Here is a 12164-nt window from a genome sequence, read left to right on the forward strand (position 1 = left end):
AGCTTTTAGGCGTCCCATTTTCCGGGACGCCTAAAGCTGTCTATAACAGGAGACGAAAATGGACGCTTTTTCCGGATATCATCCGTTAATTAATTTTACTTATTTTACCATTGTCATCGGGCTTTCCATGTTTTATATGCACCCGGTATTCCTTGCGCTGTCGCTGGCCGGGTCCGTGAGCTATTCCGTTTACCTGAAGGGGCGGAAGACGGTGAAGGTATTTCTGATTGGAATGCTGCCGGTATGTCTTCTGACGATGGTGATGAATCCGCTGTTCAGCCATGCGGGGGCGACGATGCTCTTTTACATGCGAAACGGGAATCCGGTGACGTTGGAATCCATCATGTACGGGCTGGCTTCAGGGCTTATGCTGGCCGGGGTGATCTCCTGGTTTTCGGTGTTCCATGAGGTGATGACCTCGGACAAATTCATGTATCTTTTCGGAAAGGTGGTTCCGGCCTTTTCGCTGCTTCTGTCCATGACCCTGCGGTTTGTACCGCGGTTTACAGCCCAGATTAAAAGGGTAGCGGAATCCCAGCAGTGTATCGGCAGAAATGTGAATAACGGGAAGCTCTATGAGCGGGCGGCCCACGGCCTGAAGATTCTTTCGATTACGACCACGTGGGCGTTGGAAAACAGTGTGGAGACGGCGGACTCCATGAAGTCCCGGGCCTACGGCCTGCGGGGACGGACGAATTTCAGTATCTATCGGTTTGACCGAAGGGACGGCGCATTGCTGGCCTTTCTTCTGGGAACGACGGGCGTGCTTCTTACGTGCATGCACCTTCGGAAGCTGAAAATCTTGTATTTCCCGGTTTTTATTATGAATGAGACAACAACAGGAGCAGTGATTCTTTATATCCTGTACGGGATCCTCTGTATGCTGCCCCTGATTTTAAATATCTTGGAGGATATCAAATGGCGCTCTTTGAGATCAGAAATCTGACGTTTACCTATCCGGGCCAGGAGAAGCCCGCTCTTACGGATCTGAGCTTTTCACTGGAGCAGGGGGAATTTCTGGTGGTCTGCGGGAAATCGGGCTGCGGAAAGTCTACCTTGCTCCGACATTTTAAAACGGCCATGTCGCCCTACGGGGAGCGGAAAGGGCATATTTTACTGGAAGGCCGGGAGCTGGATACGGTTTCGGTGCGGGAGCAGGGGGCGCGTATCGGTTATGTGCTCCAGAGTCCCGACAATCAGCTTGTGACGGATAAGGTCTGGCATGAGCTGGCGTTTGGTCTGGAAAATCTGGGCTATGAGACCGGTACCATCCGACTGCGGGTAGCAGAGATGGCCAGCTTTTTCGGGATCCAGACCTGGTTTGAAAAAAATGTGGAGGAGCTGTCGGGCGGTCAGAAGCAGCTTTTAAATCTGGCGGCGGTGATGGCCATGCAGCCGGATCTGCTGGTGCTGGACGAGCCTACCTCCCAGCTGGATCCGCTGGCGGCGGGGGATTTTCTGGCAACCTTGCGAAAGATTAACGCGGAGCTTGGCACGACGATTCTCATCATCGAGCATCGGCTGGAGGAGGTGCTGGCTTACGCGGATCGGGTGATGGTCATGGAAAATGGCCGGATACTGGCATTGGACGAGCCAGCGAAGCTGCCTGCCCGGACTCGGGACAACGATATGTTCCGGGCCATGCCGGTTCCCATGCGGATCTTTGAGGCGCTTTCCGGGGAGGGGTTTAGCCCTGTGACGGTCCGGGAGGGCCGGGAGTGGCTGGAAGGATGGATGAAGAACCGGGAGGCTGCCGGGAGCAGCGGTGAGGAAACCCGGCAGGACGGCGGATACCGGGAGGCCGCCTCTGAGGTGGTCATTGAGGCCCGGGACGTGTGGTTCCGGTATGAGAAGAAGCTGCCGGACGTGGTGCGGGATTTGAACCTGACTGTCCGAAAAGGGGAACTGTACTGCCTGCTGGGTGGCAACGGAACCGGCAAGAGTACCACCTTAAGCCTTCTTGGACGGATCCGGAAGCCCTACCGGGGCAAGCTGTACCTGAAGGGAAAGGAGCTTGGAAAGTACCGGGAAAGTGAACTGTATGGCGCGGTGCTGGGAATCTTGCCCCAGAATCCTCAGTGCCTGTTTGTGAAGGATACAGTGGAAAAGGATCTGCGGGAAATGAGTAAGGACGAGGAGCGGCTGCGGGATGTGATTGCGAAGACGGAGATCGGCCATTTGATGAACAGCCACCCTTATGATTTGTCCGGCGGGGAACAGCAGCGGGCGGCGCTGGCTAAGGTATTGCTTTTAAATCCGGAGATCATTTTGTTGGACGAGCCTACCAAGGGACTGGATGGCTTCTATAAGCAGAAGCTGGCGGAGATCCTGAAGGGATTGACGAAAGAGGGCAGGACGATTCTGATGGTATCCCACGATATTGAGTTCTGTGCGGAATACGGGGATACCTGCGCGCTGTTTTTCCACGGGGGCGTAGTGACTAGCGCTCCGGCAAGACAGTTTTTTGCAGGCAACAGCTTTTATACGACAGCGGCCAACCGGATGGCCCGCAAGTGGTATCCGGACGCAGTGACGGCAAAGGATGTGATAGAACGATGCAGAGAAAGCTAGAACGGCTGGAAGCGGCCGATCAGGGACAGGCTCGGGGCATGGACACCCAGGCCAGAATACCGGCGATGGCGATGGCGGCGGAACTGATTTCCATGGTCTGCTTCCGCTGGGTGTCGGTGCCGGAACTGAAGTACAGCCTTTATGCCGGGGCAGGGAAGCTGTGGAAGCTGGAGGAGACGGCGGCAGGAATCGCATGGGCCTATGACGTGCCGGAGAGCATGACCCGGGCCGCGGATCAGGCGGCGGGCTTCCTCAGGCTTGGTATGGTAGTGAGCATCGTGCTGGGACTTTTGTTTATCTTTCTGTCCTTTCGAGTGAAGCTTCGTGCGGCAGGTCTGGGAAGAATGGCATTTCTATGGAACGCCGGGATGACCGGGGCTGTGCTGTGGTGGGCTACGGACACGAACAGCGCCTTGAATCTTCTGGAAGGCAGGGAGAATAATTTTCTGAATCTGAGCCTCTATAGCCATGTGCAGCTGACTGCGGTAGCCTATCTGCAGATTCTGATAGCGCTGCTTCTGCTTCCATTTTTAAAGAGGCTTCTGGATACCCGGAAGGAGTATGCGGCGGAGTTTTATCAGACCCGGACGGAGACAGAGGATAAGGGAATCGGGAAGCGGACGGTGCTGGCTTTTGTGCTGATTCTGACGGCTATCCCGGCGGTGATTTTGTTCGGGATCTTTTTCCTGAATGACCGAAGCTATTATTTCATTTCCCTGTGCCTGATTATCCTGTCCATGCTGCCCTTCTTTCTGGTTTTTGAGAACCGGCGTCCACAGGCCAGAGAGGTGGTTGTGATCGCAGTAATGGCGGCGCTGGCCGTGGCGGGGCGCGCGGCGTTCTTTATGCTGCCCCAGTTCAAGCCGGTGGCGGCCATCGTGATTATCGCAGGCGTGGGCATGGGCGCAGAGGCCGGATTTCTGACCGGAGCCCTGGCGGGCTTTGTGTCGAATTTTTTCTTCGGGCAGGGGCCGTGGACGCCCTGGCAGATGTTCGCTTTTGGAATCGTGGGATTCCTGGGCGGCCTGATTTTCCGGAGAAAACGGGGCAGATGGAAGCATTTCCGCCTGTGGCTCTGTATCTACGGAGGTCTGTCAGTGCTGATGATCTACGGATTTCTGCTGGATACAGCGTCCGTGTTCATGGGAATGGGCAGTATCAATAAGGCGGCGTTTCTGGCTATGTACGCAAGCGGCCTTCCTATGAATGTGATACATGGAGCAGCCACAGTGTTTTTTCTGGCTGTACTGGGTGAGCCCATGCTTTGCAAGCTTGAGCGTATCCGAAAAAAATATGGGATACTGGAGCCTTAGAGCGACCGTATTCTGGAGGGAGTCACTGATTGATGAGTGATTATGGAACTACAAAACAGGAACAGCAGTCGGTCTGGAAGGTACTGACCCGGAAAAGCGCGGCCAGCTACATGAAAGAGGAAACGGTGAAGGTTCCGGTACATTATAGAAAGATTGGCGTGGAGGCCTTTAAAAGCAATATCAAGATGGAAACACTGATGCTTCCAAACGGGATGTTGGAAATCGGTGCGGATGCTTTTCGCCATAGCAAGCTGTTGAGGGAAGCGGCGCTGCCACACAGTATCTGGCGGATTGGAAGCGGATGCTTTGCAGAATGTCCGGCTCTTAGGGTGGCGTATATCCCAAACAGTCTGGAGTGTATCTCGGAGGATTTATTTAAGGAAGACCGGCGGCTCCAGAAGGTATTATTTACAAAAGATAACCGGACGGAGCGGATCAAAAAGAATGCCTTTTACGAATGTATTTCATTGGAGCGGATTCTGCTGCCGTCCAAGCTTACCTATATCGACGACCGGGCGTTCTACCGCTGTAAGGCACTGAAGAAGGTGCGGTTTCCGGAAGGACTGAAGCGTATCGGGAAGGACGCTTTCTATTTCTGTGGTATCGAGGAACTGGAACTTCCGGAATCCCTGGAGGTATTGGAAGAACGGGCGTTTTTCAAGTGTATGTACCTGACAGAAGTGCGCCTGCCAACCCATATCCGGCGTATCGAGAAATGGGTATTTCACGGCTGCAGCCGCCTTCAGGTGTTGGAGATCCGGCATGACCCGGAATATATCGGGGAGTGGATCATCAATAAGGCGGCGCGGATACGGTGCTACCGGGGGTCAAAGGTAGACGCCTATTGCCAGGAATCAGGTTTTACAACGGAGTATATCGAAGATGGAGAAAAATGACAGAGAAAACATGGATGTGGAAAAGAGAGAGAACCGGGCTGTGACGGAAAGCCTGACAAGAATAAAAGGGGAAGCCTTTTGTGAACGCACGGTTCTTTGTATTCCGAGGCATTTTACAAGGATAGGTGAGGAGGCTTTCCGGGAAAATCAGAGGATCGAACGGTTAGAGGTACCGAAGATCGTGACCTGTATCGGGGAGCGTGCATTTTATGGCTGCAGTGCATTAAAACGGGTATCTCTGCCGGGAACCCTGGAAAAGCTGGGAAAGGGCTGCTTTGCAGAATGTCCAACGCTTCAGGAGGTCTATATCCCTTCCAGCCTCAGAAGACTGCCGGAAGCGGTGTTCCAAAGCGATGTGGAACTGAAAAACATTCATTTTATAAAGGAAAGCCAACTGATTTTTATAGATGCGAATGCGTTTCAGGGATGCAAGAAGCTGGAACACATAGAAATCCCTGATAGTATCCGGAAGATAGGAGACTGGGCTTTCTGCAAATGTAAGAAGCTTCAGGAGTTCCGCTTCCCGAAGGAACTGGTAACGATTGGGAAAAAAGCTTTTTCCGGATGCAATATCCGGAAACTCCATCTGCCGGATAAGCTCTGCTATATAGGAGAGGATGCTTTCAGCAAGAATCACTATCTCAGGGAAGTGGTACTGCCGGAAAGCGTGAAAAGCATTGAAAACGGGGCTTTCCGCAGCTGCATCCGCCTTCAGGCAGTAGAAATCCGGCATGATCCGGAAGTGCTCGGAGAGCGGATTGTAAATGGGAATACGGCAATCCGATGCTATCCGGGGTCAAAGGTAGAGGAATACTGTAAGGCAGCCGGGATCCGGGTGGAGTATCTGTAAGGAAAATGAGCCCCGTGTACGGCAGTGAAATGTACACGGGGCTTGAACAATGATGTAAGATATTACAGTGCTATTTTATTACAGCTCTGTAAGAAAATCAGATGCAGTCATAATTTTAGGAGTATGAAGCCCTGATTCAAGAAAATCTTTATCTCCGGTAAGAAGAACATCTGCGTTAGCGTGAATAGCAGCACGAAGAATAGGGCGATCCTTGACATCGCGAATTTTATTCTCTGCATGGTATTCCTCTATAGGAGTAGGAACAAGTTCCAAGGTCATTAAAGCGATGGAAAGAAATTGTTCTAACGCTGCTATACGATTTGGAAATTTACGATTAAAAATACGCCGTAATTCGTCGATATTCTGTTCACATATAAGACCATGGTTAGGAAAAGTAACTGCTTTTAAGTAAGCCTGGTAAGGTGTGCCATTGCTATTTAAAGCTGCTGATATGAGAATGTTACTGTCAATCAGAACTTTCATTATGCCTCACTTTCTGCACGGATTTCTTTCACTAAATCCATAACTGCATCATCTGATGTAAGGCCGGAAGCCTCAGCCTCACCGACCATCTTAGACTGGAGTATCTGCATGGCATATACAGCAGAGTTAATAAGTCGGACATTACCATTTTCTACAACAAAGGTAACGCGATCCCCATTGGAAATTCCAAGAATTTCACGGACGTCCTTTGGAATTGTGATTTGTCCCTTTGCCATAACTTTTGCATTGTCGATAAAAGTGTTTGAAGTCATAATGTCACCTCCTGAAAAACATGAAAAGTAGGGAAATTCCTACTTATAGTATATACATTTTTCAGAATAATATCAACATGTAAAAGAAAAAATGATTTATCAGATGTGCTATACTAGTACGAAATACTGGGTATCGAATATATATTGAGGAAAAATAGACGATGAAATTTCAGATGAATTTTACGACCTCCTATGATGATGTAATTCGTTTTACATCGGCGGAGGACTTGCATAGATTTTATACAGAACATGGTTGCGACGGGCTGGAGCTTATGCCGCTTCCTTATTCTACGGCGGAAGCTCCGGATATCTATCTGTCATCGAAAAAGTGTCCGCTGATCGTGCCGGGGATGGTGACGGGGATTCACTGCTGCTGTATCGGGGACTGGGTAAATCAGGACAGGAAAGAGCTGATTCGGCACTACCGGAAGGATCTGGATTATGCCATGCGTGTAGGTGCGGAGTATGTGGTCTTTCATGTGGCACAGGTGGATGACGAGGAAGGCTTTACTTATGAGAGAAAGCATACAGACCGGGAAGTGGTGGACGCAGCGGCTGCTTTTATCAATGAGCTTTTGGACGGTCAGGAGTATTCCTTCTGGTTCCTGATGGAAAATCTCTGGTGGCCGGGCCTGACCTTTTTGGAGCCGGAGGACACCCGGGCATTGATTAGCCAGGTGCATTATGGGAAAAAGGGCTTTATGCTGGATACCGGGCATTATCTACACACGGATCTGGAACTTAGAACCCAGGAGGAAGCGGTGGCGGCCCTGCATCGGATGTTGGCTCGGCAGAAGGATATGATTCCCTATATCAAGGGGTTACATCTCCAGCAGTCCCTGACAGGAGACTATGTGAAAGAGTGGCTTCAGACGCCTCATGAGCTTCCAGAGGATCCGACAGAGCGCTTCTGTAAGGTTTACGAGCACATTTTCCGGATCGATAAGCATGAGCCCTTTACGGCGGCAGGCGTAAAAGGGCTGGTAGAGCGGATTGCGCCGATGTATGTGACTTATGAGTATATCACAAGGAGCCGGGAGGAGCTGGCGGAGTATCTGGAGAGGGGAAGAATTGAATAGAAAAAATATAATCGGAAAGGATGGCATGGTGTATCCTTTCCGATTATAGATAGAAAATTATAAATATCGTTCTGTATCTCTTGGGCCATATAGGAATCTGCGGACTTCCATTACATTACCAATTACCACATAATATACGATATAGTTTCGCACGTAAATACGATAATATGGATAATTCCGTTTCTTTGTGGAGGGATACGGCTCATACGAGAGGGGATTATCCAGCCGCTTTAAAATGGCAGTTTCCACATCGTTAATCAAACGCAGAGCCGCATCTTCATTCTTTAAAACGTTGGTAATATAATTTACAACGCCGATTAGGTCCTGTTCAAATAGAGGAAGGTAGCGAAGCTGATAAGAGTTATTTTCCATATACTGCGCCCCTTGCATTACGGAAGACCGTTTCATGGGAAAGGCGTTCTTCTGTTATGGAAGCCTGATAATCTGCTTCATCGAGCTTTGCTTCAATGTTGTCAGTTAAACTGGCGTACTGTTCAAGACTTAGAACCACCATGGCACCGTAGCCGTTTTTGGTCAGGTAAACCGGGTTCCCGTCACTTACAAGGTTTTCAATTTCCGGGAACTTGTTTCGTAGGTCAGAGACAGGTCGAATCTGGATCATATAAAAGCACTCCTTTCATGACATATATTTTATCTTAATTTTATCAAAATATTATCAAAATAGCAATCTGAAATGCAAGCATTTTGAAAAATACTTAAAATAGGGCTTGTAATTACGGGTAGTAGGAAGTATAATAAGAAAAAAACGAACATACATTCGATTTTCGAAAGGAGCGCGAAGAGAAAGACGGGTACAGATCAGCTTAAATTTATCTGCCAGAGCATAGAGAAAACTATGCGTCGGAACTTCTGGCAGATACCACTTGCAAAGGTGATTTCCCTTTCCTTGGCAGGTACAAAATGGATGGATTTTGTATAGTCGGGAGTGAATAAGATTGACAGGAACAAAAGATAAAAGAAGCAGGATTGAGATTCGTTGTAGAAAATGCAATCAGCACATGTTTGACTATTTGGCAGGCAGTGTGGAACTGGAAATCAAGTGCTGTAGATGTAAGAGAGTCATGGCTTTGCGAGGTATGACAGAAGCGATGATTCGCAGTCAGGCAGTGGATGATGTCTGGAAGATTTAAAGTAAGTGAATAGGGCCCACCTGATAAGGGCTATTGTCGGATGGAAAGACAATGAAGCACCAGAGACGCAGGGGACAACCGGTAGGAAAGGACTGGGTGTTCTCTGCGTTTCATTTATTACAGAAAAAGATGAGTTTCTTCCAACCGGTTTTACCCGGAGAGGAGGAAGTATGTACGATTATAAAAAGAGCGGCCGGAGAATTGCGGAATTAAGGAAAATACGTGGATATACACAGGAGACATTTGCGGAAAAGATAGCTCTGTCCTGGAGGTCAGTAGCGGATATTGAGAGGGGATACAGAGGAACCAGTGTGGATATCCTGATGGATATGGCGGAAACACTGGGAACGTCGGTGGACTATCTATTATTTGGAGAGAGCAGGACGAGGGGAGAAAACGGGACGGAGCTTTCGGACATGGAGGAACGAATCGGAAGACTGCCTCAGATGAAGAAAATGCTGGTCAGAAGTATGCTTCAAGGGATGTTGGATAGTCTCGAAAAGGTGGAGATATTAGAAAAAGTAGGATGAGATATAGTAAGAAGACTCTTCAGATGCGGAGAGTCTGTTCCATTTCTTACAGTTGGCGAGACAGATGGGAGTGTCAATTCACTGTATGGAAATGGGAAGCGAGGTGCGTTGCGTAGGACTGGATGAGTTGCCTGGTGCGTGAAAAAATATGGAGAAAGAAACGGAAATGGATACTTTTCAGATAGGAAACCGATTACGGGAATTGCGCGAAAATATCCATGCGACGCAGCAGGAGCTGGCAGAAGCATTGGAGGTCAGCCATTCCTATTATAGCAGGCTTGAGGAGGGAAGACGTGGAATGATTCTGAAAACGTTATATAGATTGGTAGATTACTATGATACAGACGCCAACACGATTCTTAATATACCGAAAAAGGAGGAACGTAAACGTGGTCGATAGAAGAATGCAAAGAAAGACGAAAAAAAGAATTGTGAAAGAAGAGGTTCCGTGTGTTGTGTATCTGTCATCGAATGAAGAGAGTTCCTTCGAACTAGCTGAACGAAAGGAAAATAGTCAGCTCCGCTATATCAATGATTATGCAAATGTTCACGGACTGATTCCGATGAAGATAGTCAGGAGGGGCTGCTTTGGACCTGCGATACGCAACAAGCTGTTTCAGGAATGTCTCTATCTGATGAAACAGGGGAAGGCCAATGTGCTTCTGGTAGCTAATATGAATGCAATATCATCCGGGCTCACTGACGCGTACAGAAAGGTCGGCATGGTTCAGGAGCAGGGATTCCGTATCATATCAGTGGATGAAGGGGAGCCTCGACTTAATATGAAGAGCGTGTGTGAAAGGGTGAGTGCCTAAGTGGAGAAGGAAAAGAAACGGAAGGGCGATATTGTCTGGGTGGATTTGGGTGAACATCCGGGAACGAGGATACAGTTTGGAAGAAAGCTATGTTTAGTTGTCAGTACAGATAAAGGAAACGGTAGCGTGTATCAAGTGATTCCGGGAACCAGTAAAAAGGATAAGAAAGATTTTCCAGTGCATGTGACAGTAAAAGCAGAAGAGATTCAAGGCGTGCTGAAAAAAGAGACAATTTTCATGGCAGAACAGTTGACGATTGTGGATGAACGGCAGATTTTGATGATGGTTGGAAATTTGGAACCGGGGTCAAATGCAATGGTAAAAGTGGAAAGAGCGATGAAGCGGCAGTTGGAGTTGGAAGAATAGGGGGAGTTTTATAGATAGTTGGAAAAGGAAAAGATTATATATACAAAAAATGACATAATGGAACTGTTTCAGTGTGAAAGTGATAAGGCGTTAAGGTTTATGAGATTTTTGTATAGTATAAGGGTAGCTGTTAAAATAGGAAGAGAATACTATGTGACGAAAGAAAGTTTGCTGGAATTTCTGGAAGATATGCAGGGGAAAAGTATACCGATATAATATGGAATATGTAAAAAGTGGAGCAATGAGGGATGCTTCACTTTTTGCATGAAAACAAGAATTCCATGGCGAGATATGAAATACAGGAAGAGTGAGGATAGAGAAATGAATGGTGTTGAGTAATGATTGGGAATGTCGTGAGGTGTCTCAAGTATCACCTTTTAGTATCACTTTTAGGGTGATACTAGCCAAAAACCCAGTAAAATCAGGGATTCCAGCGAAACGGCAGATAGATTGTAAATTACAAGTAAGTCTGAAATTTTAGGCAAAATAACCAAATATAACGCTGTAAAACGTGATAAAAAGCCATTTGATTTAGCTGATATTGCTAATCAAATGGCTTTTTATGATGCCTTATAATCTTGCTGTTTTTACATCCGGATGACGCCTGGCATGTTAAATCAACATCGGCGTCCGTGCCATTATGGCGACTACGAAAAGTGCAAGCAAAAACGCTGTCACTCCAATGAGGGCGATAGCTGTCTTGCTGAGATTCCTCTGCGTTACCCTGCATAGCAGCAGGGTAACGGCTATAGAAATAACAGCAGCAGACAACGCTATGCCAATCATATTCCATAACCACAAAAGCTCATATATCCATATCATGAATTTACCCCGTCTTTATTAGTATTCACAGGATTCTCCCGCTATTCATAAGATATTCTGAATCTGTTCCATCAGCTGTTCGTAGTTTGACGGATCATCAATTCCGCCCATGAAAGGCTCGCCAACGATATTTCCGTCTTTATCCACGAGAACGGTTGTCGGAAATGCCATGATATCCCCTGCATATTTTCCAACTGTGGAATCAGAATCGAAGGTCAGGTTTTTGTAGGAAGCTCCCTGTGCCTTCAGGATTTCTTTCGCTTCTTTGATTCCGTCCTGATTGTCATCCAATGTATCCGTATTGATACCAACCACTTCGCCGCCCATTTCCTTCAGTTTATCATTTAATTCATTCAGCTTGGAAAGCTCTTCAACACAGGGCTTGCAGCCGCTGAACCAGAAGTTTACAACCGTAACTTTATTCTGAGCGAAAAGGCTGTCATCTACATCGTTCCCATCCAGGTCTTTTCCTTTGAAGCCGCGGAATACACCGGTGGATTCAGCTGAACCGGAGGAAGTGTTGCCGGAGGAATCAGATGCGGCAATTTCTTTCTCAAGCTTTGCAATTTCTTCTTCAATGCCGCGGATGGTTTCGATGTCTTTGCTCAGAGTATCATATTCCTCTTCAGAGAAAGAATCCTTGTTTGATTCTATTGTATTTGTAAGAAAGTCCGCATAGTTTTCATTCATGGCATTGTCGTTGGTGTTCTTACTCATAAGGGCAAAGACCTTGTCCCATACATTTTTGTGATCTGCAAAAATCCGGTTCTCCTGCTGGTACAGGTCGTCCAGCTTTTCGTCGGACGCAGCCGAGCCACCTGCATCTGTGGCGGAAGCGGCCTCCTGTTTCGTGTTTTCCGTTGTCGCGGAATCAGAGGAATTTCCACAGCCTGTGAATGCAAAAAGCAGGGAAATGGCGAGAGATGCCGCAATTACTTTTTTTGAGTTCATTGAGTTTACTATACCTGATTTGTTTTTCATGATTTTTATTCTCCTTTTGAATATGATTTGATTCA

At 47.7% G+C, this 12164-nt stretch carries 16 protein-coding genes; 11 read left to right on the forward strand and 5 right to left on the reverse strand.

The window, feature by feature from the left end:
• Nucleotides 1-58 precede the first annotated feature (58 nt).
• Genes H8S44_RS04475 through H8S44_RS04495 form a run of 5 tightly spaced genes read left to right on the forward strand, consistent with a single transcriptional unit; the run spans nucleotide 59 to nucleotide 5630 of the window.
• On the forward strand, nucleotides 59-946 hold the full coding sequence (locus H8S44_RS04475; protein WP_186873096.1) for an energy-coupling factor transporter transmembrane component T: 888 nt from the start codon (nucleotides 59-61) through the stop codon (nucleotides 944-946).
• Nucleotides 919-2571 carry an ABC transporter ATP-binding protein gene (locus H8S44_RS04480; RefSeq protein ID WP_186873095.1) on the forward strand — a complete coding sequence of 551 codons (1653 nt, stop codon included), beginning with the start codon at nucleotides 919-921 and terminating at the stop codon, nucleotides 2569-2571. The genes H8S44_RS04475 and H8S44_RS04480 overlap by 28 nt, the downstream gene beginning before the upstream one ends.
• Nucleotides 2556-3884, forward strand: a complete 1329-nt coding sequence (locus H8S44_RS04485; RefSeq protein ID WP_207724136.1) for an ECF transporter S component — start codon at nucleotides 2556-2558, stop codon at nucleotides 3882-3884. The genes H8S44_RS04480 and H8S44_RS04485 overlap by 16 nt, the downstream gene beginning before the upstream one ends.
• A gap of 32 nt (nucleotides 3885-3916) precedes the next feature.
• The gene (locus H8S44_RS04490; protein ID WP_186873094.1) at nucleotides 3917-4780 is read left to right on the forward strand and encodes a leucine-rich repeat domain-containing protein; all 864 of its coding nucleotides are present in this window, start codon (nucleotides 3917-3919) and stop codon (nucleotides 4778-4780) included.
• Complete coding sequence (locus H8S44_RS04495; RefSeq protein ID WP_186873093.1) at nucleotides 4767-5630, forward strand: leucine-rich repeat domain-containing protein; 864 nt, start codon at nucleotides 4767-4769, stop codon at nucleotides 5628-5630. Before H8S44_RS04490 ends, H8S44_RS04495 begins: the two co-directional genes overlap by 14 nt.
• A 78-nt stretch (nucleotides 5631-5708) precedes the next feature.
• Here H8S44_RS04495 and H8S44_RS04500 read toward each other — a convergent pair whose 3' ends face one another.
• Nucleotides 5709-6113, reverse strand: coding sequence for a putative toxin-antitoxin system toxin component, PIN family (locus H8S44_RS04500; protein WP_158363393.1), 405 nt, complete (start codon nucleotides 6111-6113; stop codon nucleotides 5709-5711).
• Entirely contained in the window at nucleotides 6113-6385 is a 273-nt protein-coding gene (locus tag H8S44_RS04505) for an AbrB/MazE/SpoVT family DNA-binding domain-containing protein (RefSeq protein WP_158363394.1), read from the reverse strand. Before H8S44_RS04505 ends, H8S44_RS04500 begins: the two co-directional genes overlap by 1 nt.
• Before the next feature lie 161 nt (nucleotides 6386-6546).
• Between H8S44_RS04505 and H8S44_RS04510 the strand changes: the two genes are divergently transcribed.
• A complete protein-coding gene (locus H8S44_RS04510; protein WP_186873092.1) occupies nucleotides 6547-7464 on the forward strand; it encodes a TIM barrel protein in 918 nt (305 codons plus the stop codon).
• Nucleotides 7465-7521: 57 nt separating this feature from the next.
• Here the strand turns inward: H8S44_RS04510 and H8S44_RS16810 are convergent, their stop codons facing one another.
• Together H8S44_RS16810 and H8S44_RS04520 are read right to left on the reverse strand one after the other, a co-directional pair.
• A complete protein-coding gene (locus tag H8S44_RS16810) occupies nucleotides 7522-7872 on the reverse strand; it encodes a type II toxin-antitoxin system RelE/ParE family toxin (protein WP_334297559.1) in 351 nt (116 codons plus the stop codon).
• Entirely contained in the window at nucleotides 7826-8086 is a 261-nt protein-coding gene (locus H8S44_RS04520) for a type II toxin-antitoxin system Phd/YefM family antitoxin (RefSeq protein ID WP_186873090.1), read from the reverse strand. Before H8S44_RS04520 ends, H8S44_RS16810 begins: the two co-directional genes overlap by 47 nt.
• 334 nt (nucleotides 8087-8420) lie before the next feature.
• Between H8S44_RS04520 and H8S44_RS04525 the strand changes: the two genes are divergently transcribed.
• From H8S44_RS04525 to H8S44_RS04545, 5 genes are all read left to right on the forward strand, one after another.
• Nucleotides 8421-8615 (forward strand): hypothetical protein, encoded by a 195-nt coding sequence (locus H8S44_RS04525; protein ID WP_186873089.1) that lies wholly within the window; start codon nucleotides 8421-8423, stop codon nucleotides 8613-8615.
• Between the two features lie 5 nt (nucleotides 8616-8620).
• Entirely contained in the window at nucleotides 8621-9145 is a 525-nt protein-coding gene (locus H8S44_RS04530) for a helix-turn-helix domain-containing protein (RefSeq protein WP_186997530.1), read from the forward strand.
• Nucleotides 9146-9311: 166 nt separating this feature from the next.
• On the forward strand, nucleotides 9312-9545 hold the full coding sequence (locus H8S44_RS04535) for a helix-turn-helix domain-containing protein (protein ID WP_186873087.1): 234 nt from the start codon (nucleotides 9312-9314) through the stop codon (nucleotides 9543-9545).
• A complete protein-coding gene (locus tag H8S44_RS04540) occupies nucleotides 9535-9960 on the forward strand; it encodes a recombinase family protein (protein WP_186873086.1) in 426 nt (141 codons plus the stop codon). The genes H8S44_RS04535 and H8S44_RS04540 overlap by 11 nt, the downstream gene beginning before the upstream one ends.
• Complete coding sequence (locus H8S44_RS04545; protein WP_186873085.1) at nucleotides 9961-10326, forward strand: type II toxin-antitoxin system PemK/MazF family toxin; 366 nt, start codon at nucleotides 9961-9963, stop codon at nucleotides 10324-10326.
• 867 nt (nucleotides 10327-11193) lie between these two features.
• Here the strand turns inward: H8S44_RS04545 and H8S44_RS04550 are convergent.
• Entirely contained in the window at nucleotides 11194-12129 is a 936-nt protein-coding gene (locus H8S44_RS04550; RefSeq protein WP_186873084.1) for a TlpA disulfide reductase family protein, read from the reverse strand.
• Nucleotides 12130-12164: the final 35 nt, after the last annotated feature.

The organism is Anaerosacchariphilus hominis (assembly GCF_014290175.1).
Taxonomy (GTDB): domain Bacteria; phylum Bacillota; class Clostridia; order Lachnospirales; family Lachnospiraceae; genus Laedolimicola; species Laedolimicola hominis.